Genomic DNA, 19,600 nt, shown 5'->3' with positions numbered 1-19,600 from the left:
TTTTTATTTCTTTTTTGCTACTGTTTTTTTCGCTACAGCTTTTTTGGTAGCTGGTGCTTTTTTAGCAGCTGTCTTTTTTACTGGGGTCTTCTTAGCTATCATTTCTTGAACTTCTGCCAATGTTAATTTTGTAGCATCAACATCTTTACTTAGTTCAATTTTAATCTTACCTTTTGTAATAACCGAACGTCCCCAACGTGCTTTCTCAACCAAGATTCCTTCTTCCTCCCAGTTATGAAGCACTTTATCAATATTTTTTTGAAGCTTATCTTCAATCAAAGCTTCTATATCTGATTGTGATAAATTATCAAAATCATATTTTTTGCTCACATTAATAAACAACCCATTCCATTTAATGAATGGACCAAAACGACCTACTCCTTTTTGTACACCTTCTCCTTTATATACTGCAATAGGTGCATCAGCAAGCGCTTTCTCATCTATTAACTCTTGTGCTCTTGTAATGGTTACATCAAGCGGGTCTTCTCCTTTTGGCAATGAGATAAACACACTTCCGTGACGAACATAAGGTCCGTAACGCCCATTATTCACCTCTACTTCTTCTCCTTTATATTCTCCTAAGTTTTTAGGCAATAAAAACAAGTTCAAAGCTTCTTCCAAAGTTATATTTCCAATATTTTGATCTGCCATTAAACTAGCAAATTTCTTATCTTCATCATCCGGCTCTCCAATTTGTGCCATTGGACCAAATTTCCCTAAACGAACTGAAACTGGTCTTCCTGAAACTGGGTCTTTACCTAATATTCTTTCTCCGCTCTCTCTCTCTGCATTAGCTTCTACATCTTTTACATTTGGATGGAACTTATCATAAAACTCCTGCATCATTTGTGCCCAATCGATATTCCCTTCAGCAATTTCATCAAAATCCTGCTCTACTTTTGCTGTAAAATTGTAATCCAATATTGACCCAAAGTTCTTAACCAAGAAATCTGTAACAATAGTTCCGATATCAGTTGGCACTAGCTTCCCTTTATCTGAACCCGTATTTTCTTTAAGCAACTTCTCTCCTACCTTATTAGATTGTAAAGTAAGCTGTGTATAATTACGTTCTTGTCCGTCAAGATTTCCTTTTTCAACATAATTTCTATTAATAATAGTAGAAATAGTTGGTGCATAAGTAGAAGGACGACCAATACCTAATTCCTCTAATTTCTTTACCAGAGAAGCCTCTGTATAACGTGCTGGTGGTCTTGAATATCTTTCAGTTGCTGTGATGTAGTTATTTACTAATTTCTCATTCACCTTCATAGCTGGCAACATTCCTTCTTGCTCTTCCTCATCATCATCATGACCTTCAAGATACACTTTTAAGAATCCTTCAAAAAGCAAAACTTCTCCAGATGCTGTAAATATTTCGCTATGATTATCAGCTTCGATTTTTACATTGGTTCTTTCTAATTGTGCATCACTCATTTGTGAAGCCAATGTTCTTTTCCAAATCAAATCATACAAACGCGCTTGATCTCTGTCAATATTTACTGTATGGCGTGACATATCCGTAGGACGAATTGCCTCGTGTGCTTCTTGCGCTCCTTTACTTTTGTTTGTAAATGTTCTCGGCTTAGAGAATTCTTTTCCGTAAGATTTAATAATTTCAGCTTGAGCAGCATCCATTGCATCTTTAGAAAGATTAACACTATCGGTTCTCATATAAGTAATAAGTCCCGCTTCGTACAGACGTTGTGCTAACTGCATTGTGATTCCAACTGGCAAATACAATTTTCTTGCTGCCTCTTGTTGTAAGGTAGAAGTTGTAAATGGTGCTGTTGGTGATTTTTTTGTAGGTTTCGTTTCTAAGTCTGAAACCTTATATGAAGAACCTATATTTTTATTTAAAAAATCTTCGGCTTCTTTTTTTGTATTAAAATTTTTAGGCAATTTAGCCTTGAACGTTTTCCCAGTTTCATTAGTAAACTCAGCTACAACAGAATAAGATGCTACAGCTTTAAAATTCTGAATTTCGCGCTCTCTTTCAACAATTAAACGTACTGAAACTGACTGTACACGTCCTGCTGACAAACCTCCTTTAATCTTTCTCCATAAAACAGGAGACAACTCGTATCCTACTAATCTATCTAATACACGACGTGCTTGTTGTGCATTAACCAAATTATAATCTATCTCTCTTGGATTATCGATTGCTTTTAGGATAGCCGATTTTGTAATTTCATGAAAAACAATTCGTTTGGTTTTTTTTGTATCCAATTTCAACTCCTCCGCAAGATGCCATGAAATAGCCTCCCCCTCGCGATCCTCATCACTTGCTAACCAAACCATTTCGGCATTCTTAGATAATGTTTTTAGCTTACTAACCAAAGCTTTTTTATCTGGAGAAACTTCATATTTAGGTTTAAAACCATTCTCTACATCTACACCAATTTCTTTCGAAGGCAAGTCGGCAATATGCCCATAACTTGACTCTACTTGAAAATCACTTCCTAAAAATTTCTCTATCGTTTTTGCCTTTGCAGGTGACTCAACTATTACTAAATTCTTTGCCATTACTCTATTTTTCTGGAACAAAAGTATCTATTTTTTTTAAATATTGAGCTTTAGTAAATTTTAAAAATATTTTATACTATTAATAAGTATGCAAACACAAATAAAACATACTGTATTTTTCCTACAATACAAATACTTAAATCCATCAAAAACGTTTATCCTACAAAATGACCGAATCTACACAGAAACCTTCTAAACTAAAGCTTACCAGCTATAACCACATCTATTCCAATTTCTTCCAGTTTCATTTTAGTTTCCAAATCAATACCATCATCCGTAATTAGTACATCAATCTTATTCAAATTACAGATTTTACCAAAACCTCTAATATTCATCTTCGTAGAATCTGCAAGTACTATAACCTTTTCTGCTACCTCAATCATTGCTTGATTTAAATGTGCTTCTAAAGCATTTGATGTACTCAGACCAAAGTCTAAATGAACACCATCTGTACCTAAAAATAATTTATTACACGAAAATTGACTTAGAGTTGCTTCGGCAATCGGGCCAACTGCTGAAGTAGAACTATTTCGAACATCTCCACCTAATTGTATTGTATCAATATTCATTTCTTTAGTAAGCTCTAAAGACACTTTTAACGAAGGAGTAAGTACTGTTAGTTTTTGAAATCCAGTAATTATTCGAGACAAATAATGAATATTAGAACCTGAACCCAATATAATATAATCGTGTTCATTAATATATTTCAAAGCTTCTTTGGCTATTTGCTTTTTCTGCTCTACCTGCAATGTTTCTTTATCACTAACATCTCTTTCGAAAGCATAAATCGGCTTTTTACTCGCTCCACCATGTGTACGATGTAATAGCTTTTCGTTTTCTAAAAAATTCAGATCCTTTCGTATGGTTACGGTTGAAACATTATGCATTTCACACAAATCAACCACATTTACATATCCTTTTAGATCTAATTCTTTAAGTATATCTTCTTGTCTTCTGTTGATAATAGTCATAATGTCGCTTTAATATTAAGATTCGTCATGGCGAAAGATACGAAAATAAAATAATAAAATAAATTTCACTTTATTTTATTTGGTTTCGTTTAATTTCATTAAATTTGTTTTTCGAAAGCATTTAAAGAAATACGAAACAAATAAAACCAAACAATGAAACGAATAGAACAATTAGCAAAACTAAAACAAACCTCCGAATGGGATGTAATCGTAATCGGAGGAGGTGCTAGCGGACTAGGGACAGCTCTTGATGCCGCAAGCAGGGGATACAAAACTGTTTTGATTGAAGCAGTTGATTTTGCCAAAGGAACATCTAGTAGAAGCACTAAGTTAGTTCATGGAGGCGTTCGTTACCTAGAACAAGGTGATATTTCTCTAGTAACAGAAGCTTTAAAAGAAAGAGGACTAATGGCTCAAAATGCAGGTCACTTAGTTAAAAATCAATCTTTCGTTATACCAAACTACAACTGGTGGGGTGGCTATTTCTATACTATAGGACTTACTATTTATGACTTACTAGCCGGAAGACTTAGTTTGGGTCGATCTAAATATATTTCTAAGAAAAAAACCATCGAGTTACTTCCTACTGTAGAACCAAAAGGTCTGGTAAGTGGTGTTATTTACCAAGATGGTCAATTTGATGATTCCCGCTTAGCTATAAACATTGCTCAAACTGCAGTAGAAAATGGTGCTTGTCTTTTAAACTATGCTAAAGTTATTGGCTTATTAAAAGATGATAAAAACCAAGTTACTGGTGTTGAGATAGTAGATCACGAATCTGGTGAGAAATACGAAGTAAGAGGTAAAGCAGTCATAAATGCAACAGGTGTTTTCACCAATGCAATAATGAAACTAAACGATACTGTATATAAAAAATACATTGTTCCAAGTCAAGGAATTCACCTTGTTTTTGACAAATCTTTCTTGCCTGGTGATGAAGCATTAATGATTCCTAAAACGAGTGACGGAAGAGTATTATTTGCAGTGCCTTGGCACAACAAGGTGGTAGTAGGAACAACTGACACTTTGATTAAAAAACACAGCTTAGAACCAATTGCATTAGAAAGTGAAATTGAATTCGTACTAGAAACAGCACAACGATTCTTAGTTAAAAAACCTACTCGTGCCGATGTTTTATCTGTTTTTGCTGGACTAAGACCATTAGCAGCACCAGAAAAAGAAGGAAAAAGCACTAAAGAAGTTTCAAGAAGTCACAAAATAATTGTTTCTGAAACTGGGCTAATCACAATAACAGGAGGGAAATGGACTACTTACAGAAAAATTGCTGAAGACATTATAGACAAAGCAATTAGTGTACACCATTTGCCAAAAATAAAATGTAAAACGGAGCACATTGCAATTCACGGAAACAAACAAACCGATGCAAAAGCAAGAGAAAATCACTTATATATTTACGGAAGTGACATTCCTAAAATATTAGAATTACAGAATAACGAACCTGAATTAAAAGAAAAGCTACACCCTGATTACGAATACACCATGGCAGAAGTAGCATGGGCGATTCGTTACGAAATGGCAAGAACCGTAGATGATGTGCTAGCAAGAAGAGTTCGTTTACTATTTTTAGATGCACGTGCAGCTATTGCCTCTTCTGAAAAAGTTGCCCTATTATTAGCTAAAGAATTAGGTCACGACGAAACATGGGCTCAAAGACAAATATCAGAATTTAAACATCTTGCAAACGGATTCATTTTATCAGATTTTCAAGAAAAACATCATTAATAATACACCATTATGGAAAACAAATTTATCCTAACACTAGATCAAGGTACCACCTCCTCTAGAGCCATCATATTTAACCATGATGGCAAAATCGCAAGCATTTCTCAAAAACCTTACGAGCAAATTTTTCCAAAACCAGGATGGGTAGAACACGATCCTAATGAAATTTGGTATTCACAAATTAGCGTTGCAGCCGAAGTTATTGCAAAAATGGGGATTTCAGGAAAAGAAATAGCTGCAATCGGAATTACCAACCAACGTGAAACAACAATCGTTTGGGATAGAGAAACCAGCGAACCACTATACAACGCTATTGTTTGGCAAGACCGCCGAACAGCAAAATATTGTGACGAATTAAAAGCACAAGGTCTTACTGACATGATCCAAGAAAAAACTGGATTAAAACTAGATGCTTATTTTTCTGGAACTAAGCTAAAATGGATCTTGGACAATGTTGAAGGAGCACGCGAAAAAGCAGAGCAAGGGAAATTATGTTTTGGAACTGTAGACACATGGCTAATCTGGAAATTAACCAGAGGTAAAATGTTCATGACTGACGTTTCTAATGCAAGTAGAACCCTGCTAATGAACATCCATACATTAGAATGGGATAATGAATTGTTGGAATTATTTAATATTCCAAAAGCAATGCTTCCTGAAATAAAACAAAGCAGTGAAATATATGGAGAAACTTGCACAACGCTATTTTCTACTAAAATTCCAATTGCTGGCGTGGCAGGAGACCAACAAGCAGCTCTTTTTGGGCAACTTTGTACAGAACCTGGAATGGTAAAAAATACTTATGGTACAGGTTGCTTTATGCTAATGAATACTGGCGATAAACCTGTTTATTCTAAAAACAATTTACTAACAACAGTTGCTTGGAAAATAAATGGTAAAACTACCTATGCTTTAGAAGGTAGTGTTTTTGTAGGTGGAGCAGCAGTACAATGGTTACGAGATGGTGCAAAAATGATTAATTCATCTGATGAAATCGAAAGTTTAGCAGCAAGTGTACCCGACAATGGAGGTGTATATTTTGTTCCAGCTTTAACAGGATTAGGCGCACCACATTGGGATCAATACGCCAGAGGAGCAATTTTCGGTATTACTAGAGGAACAACAAATGCACATATAGCACGCGCAACTTTAGAAGGAATTGCTTATCAAGTATTTGATCTAGCAAAATCAATGGAAGCTGACTTCGGAAATGAAGGAAAGGAATTAAGAGTAGATGGCGGAGCAGTTGTCAATAACTTAATGCTACAATTTCAATCTGATTTATTTGGTTTTAAAGTAATTAGACCTAAAACTTTAGAAACAACAGCATTAGGAGCTGCATACTTAGCTGGATTGGCTGTAGGATACTGGAAAAGCATAGACGAACTACAGAAACAATGGTCTATTGACCGCGAATTCTCTCCAGAAATGCCAAAAGCAGAAGTGGACAAATTGGTACACAACTGGAACAAAGCTGTAGGTCGTACTACAAACTGGATTGAAGACTAGGAGATAAACCAATAAAAAACAAAAAGATGTCACCATTTATAGCAGAAATTATCGGCACAATGCTCGTTATCTTATTAGGTAACGGAGTCGTAGCAAACGTGGTTCTTAAAGGAACAAAAGGAAACAATTCTGGATGGATAGTAATTACTACTGGATGGGCATTTGCCGTCTTTGTAGGTGTAACCGTTGCAGGACCAATTAGTGGCGCCCATCTAAATCCTGCTGTAACAATCGGGTTAGCCATTATAGGAAAATTTGCTTGGGGGCAAGTTGCCTCGTACATCATTGCCCAATTACTTGGAGCCATGCTAGGCGCATTCTTAGTTTGGTTATTCCATAAAGATCATTTTTCTATAACCGAAGATGAAGGCTCAAAACTAGCCTGCTTCAGTACAATACCAGCAATCAGAAACAACCTTTCAAATTTGATTAGTGAGATAATCGGAGCTTTCGTTCTTATTTTTGTAATCTTCTACATTGTAGGTCCAGAACTTAGCATCGGTACAGCTACTGACGCTAAAATAGGATTAGGCTCCATTGGTGCTTTACCAGTTGCCATTTTAGTATGGGCAATTGGACTTTCTTTAGGCGGTACCACAGGCTATGCTATTAACCCAGCAAGAGACTTAGGTCCTCGTATAACCCACTCGCTCCTATTTAAAGGAAGTAGTAATTGGGATTATGCATGGATTCCCATTATAGGCCCCATCATAGGATCAGGTTTAGCAGCCCTCTTATATATAACGCTACTTTAATACCATTTTTTTATAAAATAAGAAATCATGAAAAAAATACTATTTTTCTCTATAATCTCAATTATAGGGCTAACCGGATACGCTCAAAAAACAGCGGTTTCAGATAGTAGTTCCGTTTCAACAGAAGACACAAAACCGCCTCGCCTAGACTTTAATGTTGACCTAAAAACAAGTCACTTATGGAGAGGACTCGTTATTAATGACGGTATGACTGCTACTGGAAACATTCATTACACATTTGATAAAGAAAGAAATTTTACTGTTGGAATATGGGGAGGTGCGGGATTTGATGGAAAATACCGTGAAATAAACTACTATATTCAATACCAGAAAAATAATTTTTCAATTGGATTATGGGATTTGTTTAATACTACTGGAATTGAAAATCCTGAAGTGTTTAATTACAACAAACTGACAACTACGCATCTTATAGACTTAAGAACTTCGTATCGTTTCCCAGAATCATTCCCATTACGAGTAGAAGTTGATATATTGCTTTACAGTGGTTTAAATGACAGACAACTAAATAGTAATAACAGCTACAAAAGCAGATATACAACTTATACCGAATTAAGTTATCCAGCTATCAGAAACCAAAAAGTAAATCTAGATATTTTTTTGGGAGCAGGCTATGCACTTAATGGAGATAAGTTTCTATACTCAAACAAAGCAGAAAGTAGTTTCGGAATTGTAAATACCGGAATAAAAGCGACCAAAGAAATTTCTGTTTTTAATTATAAATTACCTGTTTCAGCAACCGCAATGTGGAACCCTGAAAACAAAATTGCCAGATTACAACTAGACGTCAATCTGTTCTAAACTCATTTGGTTTTTTTAATTTGTTAACTAAAACTCTCTTTATTTTAAAGGGAGTTTTTTCATGTTAAGTCAAAATACAAAAACAATGTTAAATCTTCATCTGACATCTTGTCATAATCATTCAAATAATCGTACATTTGTGGCCTTATTAAAATACACTTTTGAAAGTGCCTTATGGAAAAGATTATTGAAGAAAGTAAACAAGGTGAAAGTCTTGTTTTAGAAAATAAACCTGAGAATACTAAAAAACTCTTTATAGAAAGTTATGGTTGCGCGATGAATTTTTCGGATAGCGAAATTGTAGCTTCAATTTTATCTGATGGTGGTTACAATACAACTTCGGTTCTTGAAGAAGCCGATTTGGTTTTAGTAAATACCTGTTCTATTCGTGACAAAGCCGAACAAACTATTCGTAAACGTTTAGAAAAATACAACGCTGTAAAACGTATTAATCCAAAAATGAAAGTTGGTGTTTTAGGATGTATGGCTGAGCGTTTGAAAAGTCAGTTTCTAGAAGAAGAAAAAATAGTAGATCTAGTTGTTGGCCCTGATGCTTACAAAGATTTACCAAATTTATTAAGTGAAGTCGAAGAAGGACGTGATGCCATAAACGTAATCTTATCAAAAGATGAGACTTATGGAGATATTTCACCTGTTCGATTGATGAGCAACGGAATCACTGCTTTAGTTTCGATTACACGTGGTTGTGATAATATGTGTACGTTTTGTGTGGTACCTTTTACCCGCGGACGTGAACGCAGTCGTGAACCACAAAGCATCATGAACGAAATTCAAGATTTATGGAACAAAGGCTTTAAAGAAATTACGCTATTAGGTCAGAACGTAGATAGTTATTTATGGTATGGTGGTGGATTGAAAAAAGATTTTGTTAGCGCATCAGATATGCAAAAAGCAACTGCTGTAAACTTCGACCAATTATTGGAAATGGTAGCGGTAACATATCCTAAAATGCGTATTCGATTTTCAACATCGAATCCACAAGATATGCACGAAAGTGTTTTGCATATTATTGCAAAATACCCTAACATTTGCAAACACATTCACTTACCAGTACAATCTGGAAGTAATCGAATCTTAAAAGAGATGAACCGTTTGCATACTCGTGAGGAATACATGACTTTGATAGATAAAATCAAAACAATAATTCCAAACAGTTCTATCTCACAAGATATGATAGCTGGTTTCCCTACAGAAACAGAGCAAGATCACCAAGACACTATGAGTTTAATGGAATATGTAAAATATAACTTCGGTTATATGTATTCCTATTCAGAGCGCCCAGGAACTTTGGCTGGAAGAAAAATGGAAGATGATGTTACTGAAGAAACCAAAGCTAGAAGACTGCAAGAGATAGTCGATTTACAACAAAAGCATGCATGGTTTCGTTCAGAAGAATTTATAGGACAAACCGTAGAAGTTTTAGTCGAAAAAGTTTCTAAAAAATCTAAAGAAGAATTCTCTGGAAGAAACTCACAAAGTATTACTGTAGTTTTTCCAAAAGAAGATTATAAAATTGGTGACTTTGTAAATGTAAAAATTACAAGTTGCACATCAGGAACTTTAAAAGGTGAAGCCGTCGGATATTCTGAGATGAATTAATAAGCGCAAATATGGTTCTTAAAACAATAACTTTTGTGATTTTCGTATCTTTAATTTCCTGCTCTTCTATCAAAAGCAAGACAGAAATCAAAGAAATTTCAAATCAGTTTTTTTTTAAACCAGATGGCATATATACAGAGAAATTCGATGACAATTTAACAAACATATATTATTTTAGTTCAATCGATAGCGTTGTCTATTTCTCGAAGATAACAAAAAGAGATAATGATTCTATTGGCAAACTAAAACTATCAACAACACCATTTGGAAGATATTCAGTAAGCGGTAACATCATTAAAATACAGCAGGATACTGATAAATTTGTAAAAATTAAACCAAAATATAGTTACAATTTTATGTTTATGTTTTTACCTACTAGATTAGGAAATAATACAAATGTAACACTGATAGATAAAGAAATTATTACCGAAGGAGAAATAAAAAAAGATAGTATAGTTTTAACAAAAGAATATTTAGGCACCGAAGAATTGAATTTCAAGAAAAAAAAGGGTTCTAAAACAATTCTTAAAAACGCTTTATTAATCTTCAATACAAACCTTAACGGTGTAATCACAAAAGAAAGTAAATACAGTGCAAATAAGGCTACAATAATATCTAATTAATCTGTATCAAAAAAAATATAAATGGAGACAGTTCAAGCAATAAAACAACGTTTTGAAATTATTGGAAATGATCCTAAGCTTAATCGCGCCATCGAAAAAGCAATTCAGGTAGCACCAACCGATATTTCGGTAATGGTAACTGGAGAAAGTGGTGTTGGTAAAGAAAGTATTCCAAAAATCATACATTCCCTTTCCCATAGAAAACATGGAAAATACATCGCTGTAAACTGTGGTGCTATTCCAGAAGGAACTATTGACAGTGAGCTTTTTGGTCACGAAAAAGGAGCCTTTACTGGTGCTACAAGTACACGTGAAGGTTATTTTGAAGTTGCTGATGGAGGAACCATATTTCTAGATGAAGTTGGAGAATTACCTTTAACAACACAAGTAAGGTTACTTCGTGTACTTGAAAATGGTGAGTTTATTAAAGTAGGTTCTTCTCAAGTACAAAAAACCAATGTAAGAATCGTAGCTGCAACAAACGTTAATTTATTCAATGCTATCGAAAAAGGTAAATTCCGTGAGGATTTATACTATCGTTTGAGTACTGTCGAAATTACCCTACCTCCATTGCGTGAGCGTAAAGATGATATTCATTTACTATTTAGAAAATTTGTATCCGATTTTGCTCATAAATACAAAATGCCTCCATTAAAACTAGATGATGATGCTGTTCAATTATTACAAAAGTTCAGATGGAATGGTAACATCCGTCAATTGCGAAATGTAGCCGAACAAATTTCAGTTCTAGAAACTAATCGCGATATTACACTTGCAACATTACAATCTTATTTACCAACCGAAGGTCCTAATTTGCCTTCAGTAATCAATGATAAGAAAAGTGATAGCGATTTTAATACCGAAAGAGAGATTTTATACAAAGTCCTTTTCGATATGAAAAGTGATTTGCATGATTTAAAGAAACTTACTCTTGAATTAATGCAAAATGGTAGTGCAAATGTGCAAGAAGCCAATAAAAATTTGATTAAAAAAATATATGGTTCACCAGAAAATGATAGTGAAATTGATTTTGAAGAAGAACCAAGAACAGCTGTTATGACAACTCCTAATCGTGAGGAACAGTATCAATCAAACGATGATAATTATTTATTTGCAGAAACAATCGAAGAAGAAGAAGTTTTACGATTGGAGCAAAAAGAAATCGAAATGATAAAAAAATCATTAGAAAAAAATAAAGGGAAACGAAAAGCTGCTGCAGACGAACTAGGAATATCGGAACGAACTTTATATCGGAAAATAAAACAATTTGATTTATAAAATAACACATTCAAATTGAGTAAAAATTGACAACTAAAATAAATACCTTTGGTTCTTTTAAAAAATAAAATGAGAAATATACAGTACCTAATCATAATCGCAATTGTTTTTACCTTTAGTAGTTGTTCTGTTTACAACTTTACAGGAACTGGTAAAATTGATGCAAAAACATTTCAAGTAAACTACTTCCAAAACAATGCTGATTTAATTGAACCAGGATTGGATCGTACTTTTACTTTGCAATTACAGGATTTAATTCAAAATCAAACTAACTTAAACTTAGTGAGTTCAGGTGGAGATTTAATATATGAAGGAGAAATTACAGATTATAGAATTAGTCCAATGACTGCAACTGCAGATCAGCAGGCATCACAAAACAGATTAAAAATTCGTGTAAACGTACGATTCACTAATAAAAAGAAAGAAACAGATGATTTTGAAAAATCATTTGAATTTTATTATGACTATCCAGCGCAAGATCAACTTGTAGGAGGCGTAAAAGACACAGCTATTAAAGAAATTCTTGACCGTATTTCTCAAGACATATTTAATGCATCATTGGCAAAATGGTAAAATACTGCTTTGTTTAATAACAGAAACAATTAAACAAAGCATCAGATTAAACGAATAAACAATTTCAACGATTAAAGAAAAAAAATAATGAATGTTAACGATTATACTTACCTAATAAATAGACCCGATGCTATTACCGAAAAGCAAACGGATGAATTAGGTAGTGTATTGAATGAGTTCCCATATTTTCAAAGTGCGAGAGCATTGCGATTAAAAGGGCTTTATAGTCAAAACAGTTTTAAGTATAATTATGCCTTAAAGGTTACTGCTGCCCATACAACAGATAGAGCAATTTTATTTGATTTTATAACATCAGAAACTTTCTCAACCATTCAAAAAGAATATTACGACAAGAAAGCTTTAGCTCTTTTGGACATAGATGTTATTGATAGTGAATATCTTTTACCAGAAGTTGTAATAGAAGAAGAAATAATCGAAAAAGTAGAAACTAAAGCTGTAGATCCTATTGAACAATCTATTCTTACTTCTATAAAAGAAGCTTCAATACCAAACATTGAAGTAAAAGCAGAAGCTACAGAAGAGGCTATAGAAATTGCAGAAGAAAATTTAGAAATTGGTAAACCCCTAGATTTTTCTGTAAAAGAGAAACATTCTTTCCAAGAGTGGCTTCAACTTTCAAGAACAGAGCCTATTGAGCGAAAAGAGGAAAAGAAGGAAGAAAAGAGCGAAAAGGAAGAGGAGAAACAAGAAGCTCCAACTATTGAAATAGACAATTCTTTAATCGAAATCAACGAAGAGAAAAAGAAAAAAGCGGAGTTAATTGACAAGTTCATTGAGACTAGCCCAAAAATATCTCCTGTTAAATCGAGCACAACAATTGCAGCTAACATTCAGATAGACATTAATAAAGATGACAATTCTTACTTAATGACTGAGACTTTAGCTAGAGTATATTTGGAACAAAAAAAATACACAAAAGCAATACAAGCATATGAAATATTAATTTTGAAATATCCAGAAAAAATTAGTTTCTTTGCAGACCGTATATCGGATATTAAGACATTACAACAAAATAACAATAATAATTAAACAATGAGCACATTTTCAATTTTTTTAGTTTTAATCACAATAGTTTGTTTTCTATTGATCGTAGTAATCATGGTTCAAAACCCTAAAGGTGGAGGATTATCTTCAACAATTAGTGGATCTCAAATGTTAGGTGGAGTACAAAAAACAACTGACTTTTTAGACAAAAGTACTTGGACGTTAGCTACAATCTTAATTGCATTAATCTTACTTTCTAGCTTAAGTTTTACAGGGTCATTAAGTGATGTAGAATCTAAACTTATCGAGAAATCTGCTACTACTGCTCCAAGCACAACGCCAGCAGCTCCAGTTCAAGAAACACCTGCTGCGACTAACCCAGCAAAATAATACAATCTTTATAAAATATAAAAATGCCAGCCTGTCAAAGCTGGCATTTTTTATAAGAAATAATGTCAGTTTACCCAAGGTGGCATAGTTTCTGAAAGTTTATAAGCAAACAAAATATAAACATAACATAATTATAAAATCATGACTTTAAACATTAAACCGCTTTCAGATCGCGTACTTATTGAGCCAGTTGCAGCAGAAACTAAAACTGCGTCAGGGATTTTTATTCCAGATACTGCCAAAGAAAAACCACAAAAAGGAACTGTTGTAGCAGTAGGAAATGGTACTAAAGACCATACTATGACTGTAAAAATTGGAGATACAGTACTTTATGGTAAATACGCAGGAACTGAATTAAAACATGAAGGAACTGATTATTTGATTATGCGTGAAGATGATATCTTAGCAATCATTTAAAAAAAGCCTCAAGCATAGGCATTAGTATTGAAATATATGAGCCTCTTGAAAAAGAGATAAATATAATTAAAAGCAAAATTTACAATTTAAAAAAAGCTTTAATCAATTCTATTTAAATAAAAACTAAAACTAATTTCGCCAACAGCTTAAAGCCAACAGCTTAAAGCCTCAAGCAAAAAAAACAAAAAAAAATGGCAAAAGATATAAAATTTGATATTGAAGCACGTGACGGATTAAAACGTGGTGTTGATGCATTAGCAAATGCAGTAAAAGTAACTTTAGGACCAAAAGGACGTAACGTAATCATCGGAAAATCTTTTGGTGGACCAAACGTAACTAAAGACGGTGTTACTGTTGCAAAAGAAATCGAATTAAAAGACCCATTAGAAAATATGGGAGCTCAAATGGTTAAAGAAGTAGCTTCAAAAACTAATGATTTAGCTGGAGATGGTACTACTACTGCTACAGTTTTAGCACAAGCAATCGTAAAAGAAGGTTTGAAAAACGTAGCTGCAGGAGCTAACCCAATGGATTTAAAACGTGGAATTGACAAAGCTGTTGAAACTATCGTTGCAGACTTAGCTAAACAAGCAAAAGTTGTAGGAAGTGATTCAGAAAAAATAAAACAAATTGCATCTATCTCTGCAAATAACGACGAAGTAATTGGTGAGCTTATCGCTACTGCTTTCGCTAAAGTTGGAAAAGAAGGTGTTATCACTGTTGAAGAAGCAAAAGGAACAGATACATTCGTAGATGTTGTAGAAGGAATGCAATTTGACAGAGGATACCTATCTCCATATTTCGTTACTAATCCTGAAAAAATGGAAGTAGAATTAGAGAGCCCATACATCCTTTTGTATGACAAAAAAGTTTCTTCTTTAAAAGAACTTTTACCAGTTCTAGAGCCAGTAGCTCAATCAGGAAAACCATTATTAATTATTGCTGAAGATGTTGATGGAGAAGCTTTATCAACTCTAGTAGTAAATAAATTACGTGGAGCTTTAAAAATTGCTGCTGTAAAAGCACCAGGTTTTGGTGACAGAAGAAAAGCAATGCTTGAAGATATCGCTATCTTAACTGGTGGAACTGTAATCTCTGAAGAAAGAGGATACACATTAGAAAACACTACAATCGAAATGTTAGGTACTTCTAAAAAAGTAACTATCGACAAAGATAACACTACAATTGTAAGTGGTGCAGGTGAAGCAGACATGATTAAAAATCGTGTGAACCAAATTAAAGGTCAAATGGAAGCTACAACTTCTGATTATGACAAAGAAAAACTACAGGAACGTTTGGCTAAATTAGCTGGTGGTGTTGCTGTTCTTTATGTTGGTGCTGCATCTGAAGTAGAAATGAAAGAGAAAAAAGACAGAGTTGACGATGCATTACATGCTACTCGTGCAGCTGTTGAAGAAGGAATTGTTGCTGGTGGTGGAGTTGCTTTACTAAGAGCTAAAAACGCTTTAAGCGAAATAAAAGCTGACAATGCTGACGAAGCAACTGGAATTCAAATCGTATCTCGTGCTGTAGAAGCTCCATTAAGAACTATCGTTGAAAACGCAGGTCTTGAAGGTTCTGTAGTTGTTGCTAAAGTTGCTGAAGGTACTGGTGACTTTGGATACAATGCTAAAACAGACGAGTATGTAGATATGCTTAAAGCAGGTATTATCGATCCTAAAAAAGTAACTCGTGTAGCCTTAGAAAATGCCGCTTCTGTAGCTGGTATGATCTTAACTACTGAATGTGCTTTGATCGATATTAAAGAAGATAATGCAGGCGGAAACCCGATGGGTGGTGGTATGCCAGGAATGATGTAATATCACTCTTGACTTACAAAGTCTAGAAATAAAAAATCCGAAGTTTATAACTTCGGATTTTTTTTGTTTTAGATTTAAAAAGCTACATCTCTTTTATTTGGAGCTATACTATTAAAATACAAATACATTTAGCTGTCCATTATCAAACCAGATAACCCCATACAACCACAAACTCAACAAGCTGTAGTATGCTAAGAATGATACAATATTGTTCTTGACTTACACAAGTTTAGAAACAAAAAACCCGAAGTTTATAGCTTCGGATTTTTTTTGTTTTATTATTCTATTTTATCTACTGGTCTTTTCTTTAACAGCTTTACTAAAACTGGGAAAGTCGTTATGATAACAATAATTATAATAATGTATTCGATATGCTGTTTTAAATCAACTCCTTGTTTCAAAAACACTCCGTAAAGGTAATGCCCAGAAAATATCAGAATGAAAGCCCATAAGAATGAACTTAATATATTATAGAACATAAATTTCTTTTTGTCCATAGATACAATTCCAGCAACTATAGGTGCAAATGTTCTGAAGATTGGTAAAAAACGAGCATAGATTATAGCTTTACCACCGTATTTTTCAAAGAAATCTTTTGATTGCAATAAGTACTTCTTCTTAAACCAAAAAGTATCTTCTTTTTTAAATAAATAATAACCGCTTTTTGCTCCAAACCAATATCCGGTCATATTCCCAAAAATTCCTGAGATAGCAACCATTAGGGATAGGAGAAAAACATTTATAAAATCGCTTTCAATGTAAACCATATTTTGAATTAGATCTCGGCTATAAATTCCAGCTAAAAATAATAAGCTATCACCTGGTAAAAAGAAACCTGCAAAAAGTCCTGTTTCGGCAAAAACTATAAATATAACAATGTACAAACCAATTTGAAATCCACCAATGTTAAGGGTAATATAAAACTCAGGATTGATTAATTGAGTCCAATCAAAATTATTCATATAAGCGATTTATTTGTTAAATTTATAAGTTGGTGAAAGTAATAATAAATTAGTTTAACCACAATAAATTAAGATATTTTAAAGTTTTATTAACGCTAAAAAAGCCCAAATTCTCTGTTAAGCTTCGATATTAATTTCTTTCATATTTACAGCACATCGGAAGTCCATCATAAACCTCTTGCGTAGTCTTCGCAACATCAGTATCATGACCCGATTTAGCTATAGCATTTTTCACATCTACAGGAGAAGTTTTCTCTTCATTCAAAATTAAACTCAATTTATGAGTACCTACATCCCATGTTGCTGACTTCACTCCTGAAACTCCAAAAGCTGCTTTTTCTATTCGCTTTTTACAATGCTCACAATTACCACTTACTTCTATTTCATATTTTGCATTTTTGTTCTTTTTATCCTGAGCTTGAGCTGCAAACGATAAAAAAGTCACAAGTAAAACCATTATTACGTTTTTCATTTTCTTAATTATTAAGGGGTTATCAAATATTTAAATTGTTTTATTTTATTTTAAATCGCAATCCTGCGTAATACATTTGTCCAAAAACCGGAGCGTATACCATTGACGCATCAAAATTGGGTCCAAACGGGTTATCACTTCCTAAAATCGCATCGTGCTGGCGATAATTCCCAATGTTCTCCCCTCCTACATATACTTCAAAAGTATCTGAAAAAATTCTTGTCACTTGTGCATTCATCAAAGAATACGAAGGTGAAAACTCAGGTAATCTATCATTTACTGGGTTAGATGCTGTATTTGGCAACTGCTGTTCTCCAATCCAATTAAAGGTATAATCAATTTTCCACTGTTTTCCATCCACAGCATTTGTTTCATATTCTAGATTACCAAAAAAACGGTGTTTTGCTTGTAAGGGTCTTTCAAAATTTCCAGACAAATAATCGGTACGAATATCATAATATTTATATGCTGAACGGAAATTAAAATTCTTTAGCAATTCATAATTAAACTCAACTTGTAAACTATTTGCATATGATTTCCCTTTTAAATTATAAAACAAAACTTCTTGTGGACTTTGCATTACATCGACAACAACTTGATTCTGGAAATCAGTTCTATAGAAATCAAAAACTACTTCAGCATGTTTATTAAAAAGAGAGAACTTTTGAGAAAAACTCAATCCATAGTTCCATGCAATTTCAGGATTCATTCCATAAATTTTGCCATTATTATCCAAAATAGAAAACACTCTTGAACTAGCAAATAACTGCTGATTTTCAGCAAAAATATTAGCAGAACGCTTACCTCTTCCTGCAGAAAATCGTAAAACTGCTTTCTCCCAAGGATTATATCTTACATGTAAACGTGGCGTTACAAAAGTACCTAACCGATTATGATTATCAATTCTTCCTCCTAAAATAACACTAAAATTATCGGTGTTGTCATAGGTATACTCAAAGAAAGCTCCAACTGAATTATCGATTCGGCTATAATCATTTACATTTACAAACTCTTGATATTGATCGTATGTAAAGTTTAATCCTGCCGCAAATTTATTCTTGGTATTATCTATAATCGAATTAAAAATCAAATTAGAATAATAACTATTCTGTTTGATATCATATTGATTCAAGCCAAAATAAGATCTCTGATTATGACTATTGAATGCATTCTGAAAACCAATACTCTGATAAGGCATGTCTGGAAAAACATAACCTATTTTAGTAGCGACATCAATTCGTTCTGTATTGATTTCAGATCCCCAATAATAAGTTGTGCCTTTATCACAATCTTTATCAAAATCGAGTTCGCCCGTTTGCTTTTTATCATTCATATACCTAAGATTGACAAAACCAACCCAACCTTTCTCAGCATTAGTATATTGGTAACGATTTAAAATATTGATTTGTTTTGCCAATGGATTGTCTAAAAATCCATCATGATTCATATCGGTTTTAGCAACACGCGCATTACCATGAACCAATAAACTAGTTGCCCATTTATCTGATAGTTGTTTGGTAAAATGAGTATTTAATTCAAAACGAGAATCACTAGAACCATAAGCATTTAAAAAAAACGGGATGTCATTAATTGGCTTTAACAACTCCGTATTTATTTGCCCCGAGATGCTTTCATAACCATTCACAACACTTCCTGCCCCTTTGGTTATCTGAATACTTTCAACCCAAGTTCCAGGAGTAAACGACAATCCATAAGCTTGAGAAGCCCCACGAACAGATGGAACATTTTCTTCGGTAATCATTAAATATGGACTTGTAAGCCCTAACATTTTAATTTGCTTTGTCCCTGTTAATGCATCCGAAAAGTTAACATCGATAGATGGATTTGTCTCAAAACTTTCGGCAAGATTACAACAAGCTGCTTTAAGCAATTCTTTACTTGTTATAAGTGACGTATTTCCTGTAAGAGTATATGATTTTTTAATTCCTTTTTGCTTCTTGACAATTTTAACTTCTTCCAGATTTTCTTGTGAAAAGACAGGAATACAAAGTAAAAGCATAGCAAAAAGCACTATATTTTTTTTCATGAGAATAATTTTAATGTTTAAAAAAAGGTAGATTCAAACCATAGAAGATGGTTTGACTTTAAAAAACATTAAA

The 19,600-nt window shown here is 33.5% G+C and carries 17 protein-coding genes; 12 read left to right on the top strand and 5 right to left on the bottom strand.

Going from position 1 to position 19,600, the window contains the following annotated elements:
- Positions 1–3: 3 nt before the first annotated feature.
- Together topA and LNQ49_RS16625 are read right to left on the bottom strand one after the other, a co-directional pair.
- Positions 4–2,523, bottom strand: a complete 2,520-nt coding sequence (gene topA / locus LNQ49_RS16630; protein ID WP_229990143.1) for a type I DNA topoisomerase — start codon at positions 2,521–2,523, stop codon at positions 4–6.
- A 197-nt stretch (positions 2,524–2,720) separates the two neighbouring features.
- Positions 2,721–3,494 (bottom strand): DeoR/GlpR family DNA-binding transcription regulator, encoded by a 774-nt coding sequence (locus LNQ49_RS16625; RefSeq protein ID WP_229990142.1) that lies wholly within the window; start codon positions 3,492–3,494, stop codon positions 2,721–2,723.
- 153 nt (positions 3,495–3,647) lie between these two features.
- Here LNQ49_RS16625 and LNQ49_RS16620 point away from each other — a divergent pair, with 153 nt between their 5' ends.
- The 12 genes from LNQ49_RS16620 to groL all read left to right on the top strand — a co-directional run bounded on the left by LNQ49_RS16620 (position 3,648) and on the right by groL (position 16,046).
- Entirely contained in the window at positions 3,648–5,237 is a 1,590-nt protein-coding gene (locus tag LNQ49_RS16620) for a glycerol-3-phosphate dehydrogenase/oxidase (RefSeq protein WP_229990141.1), read from the top strand.
- Between the two features lie 12 nt (positions 5,238–5,249).
- Entirely contained in the window at positions 5,250–6,746 is a 1,497-nt protein-coding gene (glpK, locus tag LNQ49_RS16615) for a glycerol kinase GlpK (RefSeq protein ID WP_229990140.1), read from the top strand.
- Between the two features lie 26 nt (positions 6,747–6,772).
- Positions 6,773–7,501, top strand: a complete 729-nt coding sequence (locus tag LNQ49_RS16610) for an MIP/aquaporin family protein (protein ID WP_229990139.1) — start codon at positions 6,773–6,775, stop codon at positions 7,499–7,501.
- Positions 7,502–7,528: 27 nt separating this feature from the next.
- On the top strand, positions 7,529–8,320 hold the full coding sequence (locus LNQ49_RS16605; RefSeq protein WP_229990138.1) for a hypothetical protein: 792 nt from the start codon (positions 7,529–7,531) through the stop codon (positions 8,318–8,320).
- Between the two features lie 174 nt (positions 8,321–8,494).
- The gene (gene miaB / locus LNQ49_RS16600; protein WP_229990137.1) at positions 8,495–9,940 is read left to right on the top strand and encodes a tRNA (N6-isopentenyl adenosine(37)-C2)-methylthiotransferase MiaB; all 1,446 of its coding nucleotides are present in this window, start codon (positions 8,495–8,497) and stop codon (positions 9,938–9,940) included.
- A gap of 35 nt (positions 9,941–9,975) precedes the next feature.
- Positions 9,976–10,563: a hypothetical protein gene (locus LNQ49_RS16595; protein WP_229990136.1), complete on the top strand. Its 588-nt coding sequence runs from the start codon at positions 9,976–9,978 to the stop codon at positions 10,561–10,563.
- Positions 10,564–10,584: 21 nt separating this feature from the next.
- Positions 10,585–11,841 (top strand): sigma-54 interaction domain-containing protein, encoded by a 1,257-nt coding sequence (locus LNQ49_RS16590; protein ID WP_229990135.1) that lies wholly within the window; start codon positions 10,585–10,587, stop codon positions 11,839–11,841.
- Positions 11,842–11,910: 69 nt separating this feature from the next.
- Positions 11,911–12,414, top strand: coding sequence for an LptE family protein (locus LNQ49_RS16585; protein WP_229990134.1), 504 nt, complete (start codon positions 11,911–11,913; stop codon positions 12,412–12,414).
- Positions 12,415–12,501: 87 nt separating this feature from the next.
- The gene (locus LNQ49_RS16580) at positions 12,502–13,464 is read left to right on the top strand and encodes a tetratricopeptide repeat protein (RefSeq protein WP_229990133.1); all 963 of its coding nucleotides are present in this window, start codon (positions 12,502–12,504) and stop codon (positions 13,462–13,464) included.
- Between the two features lie 3 nt (positions 13,465–13,467).
- The gene (gene secG, locus LNQ49_RS16575; protein ID WP_129537349.1) at positions 13,468–13,809 is read left to right on the top strand and encodes a preprotein translocase subunit SecG; all 342 of its coding nucleotides are present in this window, start codon (positions 13,468–13,470) and stop codon (positions 13,807–13,809) included.
- 141 nt (positions 13,810–13,950) lie between these two features.
- Positions 13,951–14,226 (top strand): co-chaperone GroES, encoded by a 276-nt coding sequence (locus LNQ49_RS16570; RefSeq protein WP_129537348.1) that lies wholly within the window; start codon positions 13,951–13,953, stop codon positions 14,224–14,226.
- Between the two features lie 191 nt (positions 14,227–14,417).
- Positions 14,418–16,046, top strand: a complete 1,629-nt coding sequence (gene groL / locus LNQ49_RS16565; RefSeq protein WP_229990132.1) for a chaperonin GroEL — start codon at positions 14,418–14,420, stop codon at positions 16,044–16,046.
- Between the two features lie 278 nt (positions 16,047–16,324).
- On the opposite strand, the gene LNQ49_RS16560 is transcribed toward groL, so the two are convergent.
- From LNQ49_RS16560 to LNQ49_RS16550, 3 genes are all read right to left on the bottom strand, one after another.
- The gene (locus tag LNQ49_RS16560) at positions 16,325–17,008 is read right to left on the bottom strand and encodes a DedA family protein (RefSeq protein WP_229990131.1); all 684 of its coding nucleotides are present in this window, start codon (positions 17,006–17,008) and stop codon (positions 16,325–16,327) included.
- Between the two features lie 130 nt (positions 17,009–17,138).
- Positions 17,139–17,480: a heavy-metal-associated domain-containing protein gene (locus tag LNQ49_RS16555; RefSeq protein WP_229990130.1), complete on the bottom strand. Its 342-nt coding sequence runs from the start codon at positions 17,478–17,480 to the stop codon at positions 17,139–17,141.
- Between the two features lie 40 nt (positions 17,481–17,520).
- Positions 17,521–19,527: a TonB-dependent receptor plug domain-containing protein gene (locus tag LNQ49_RS16550; RefSeq protein WP_229990129.1), complete on the bottom strand. Its 2,007-nt coding sequence runs from the start codon at positions 19,525–19,527 to the stop codon at positions 17,521–17,523.
- Positions 19,528–19,600 lie beyond the last annotated feature (73 nt).

The organism is Flavobacterium pisciphilum, assembly GCF_020905345.1.
Lineage (GTDB): Bacteria > Bacteroidota > Bacteroidia > Flavobacteriales > Flavobacteriaceae > Flavobacterium > Flavobacterium pisciphilum.
Note: the sequence above shows the minus strand (reverse complement) of the source record. Positions and strands in the feature narration are given on the sequence as shown.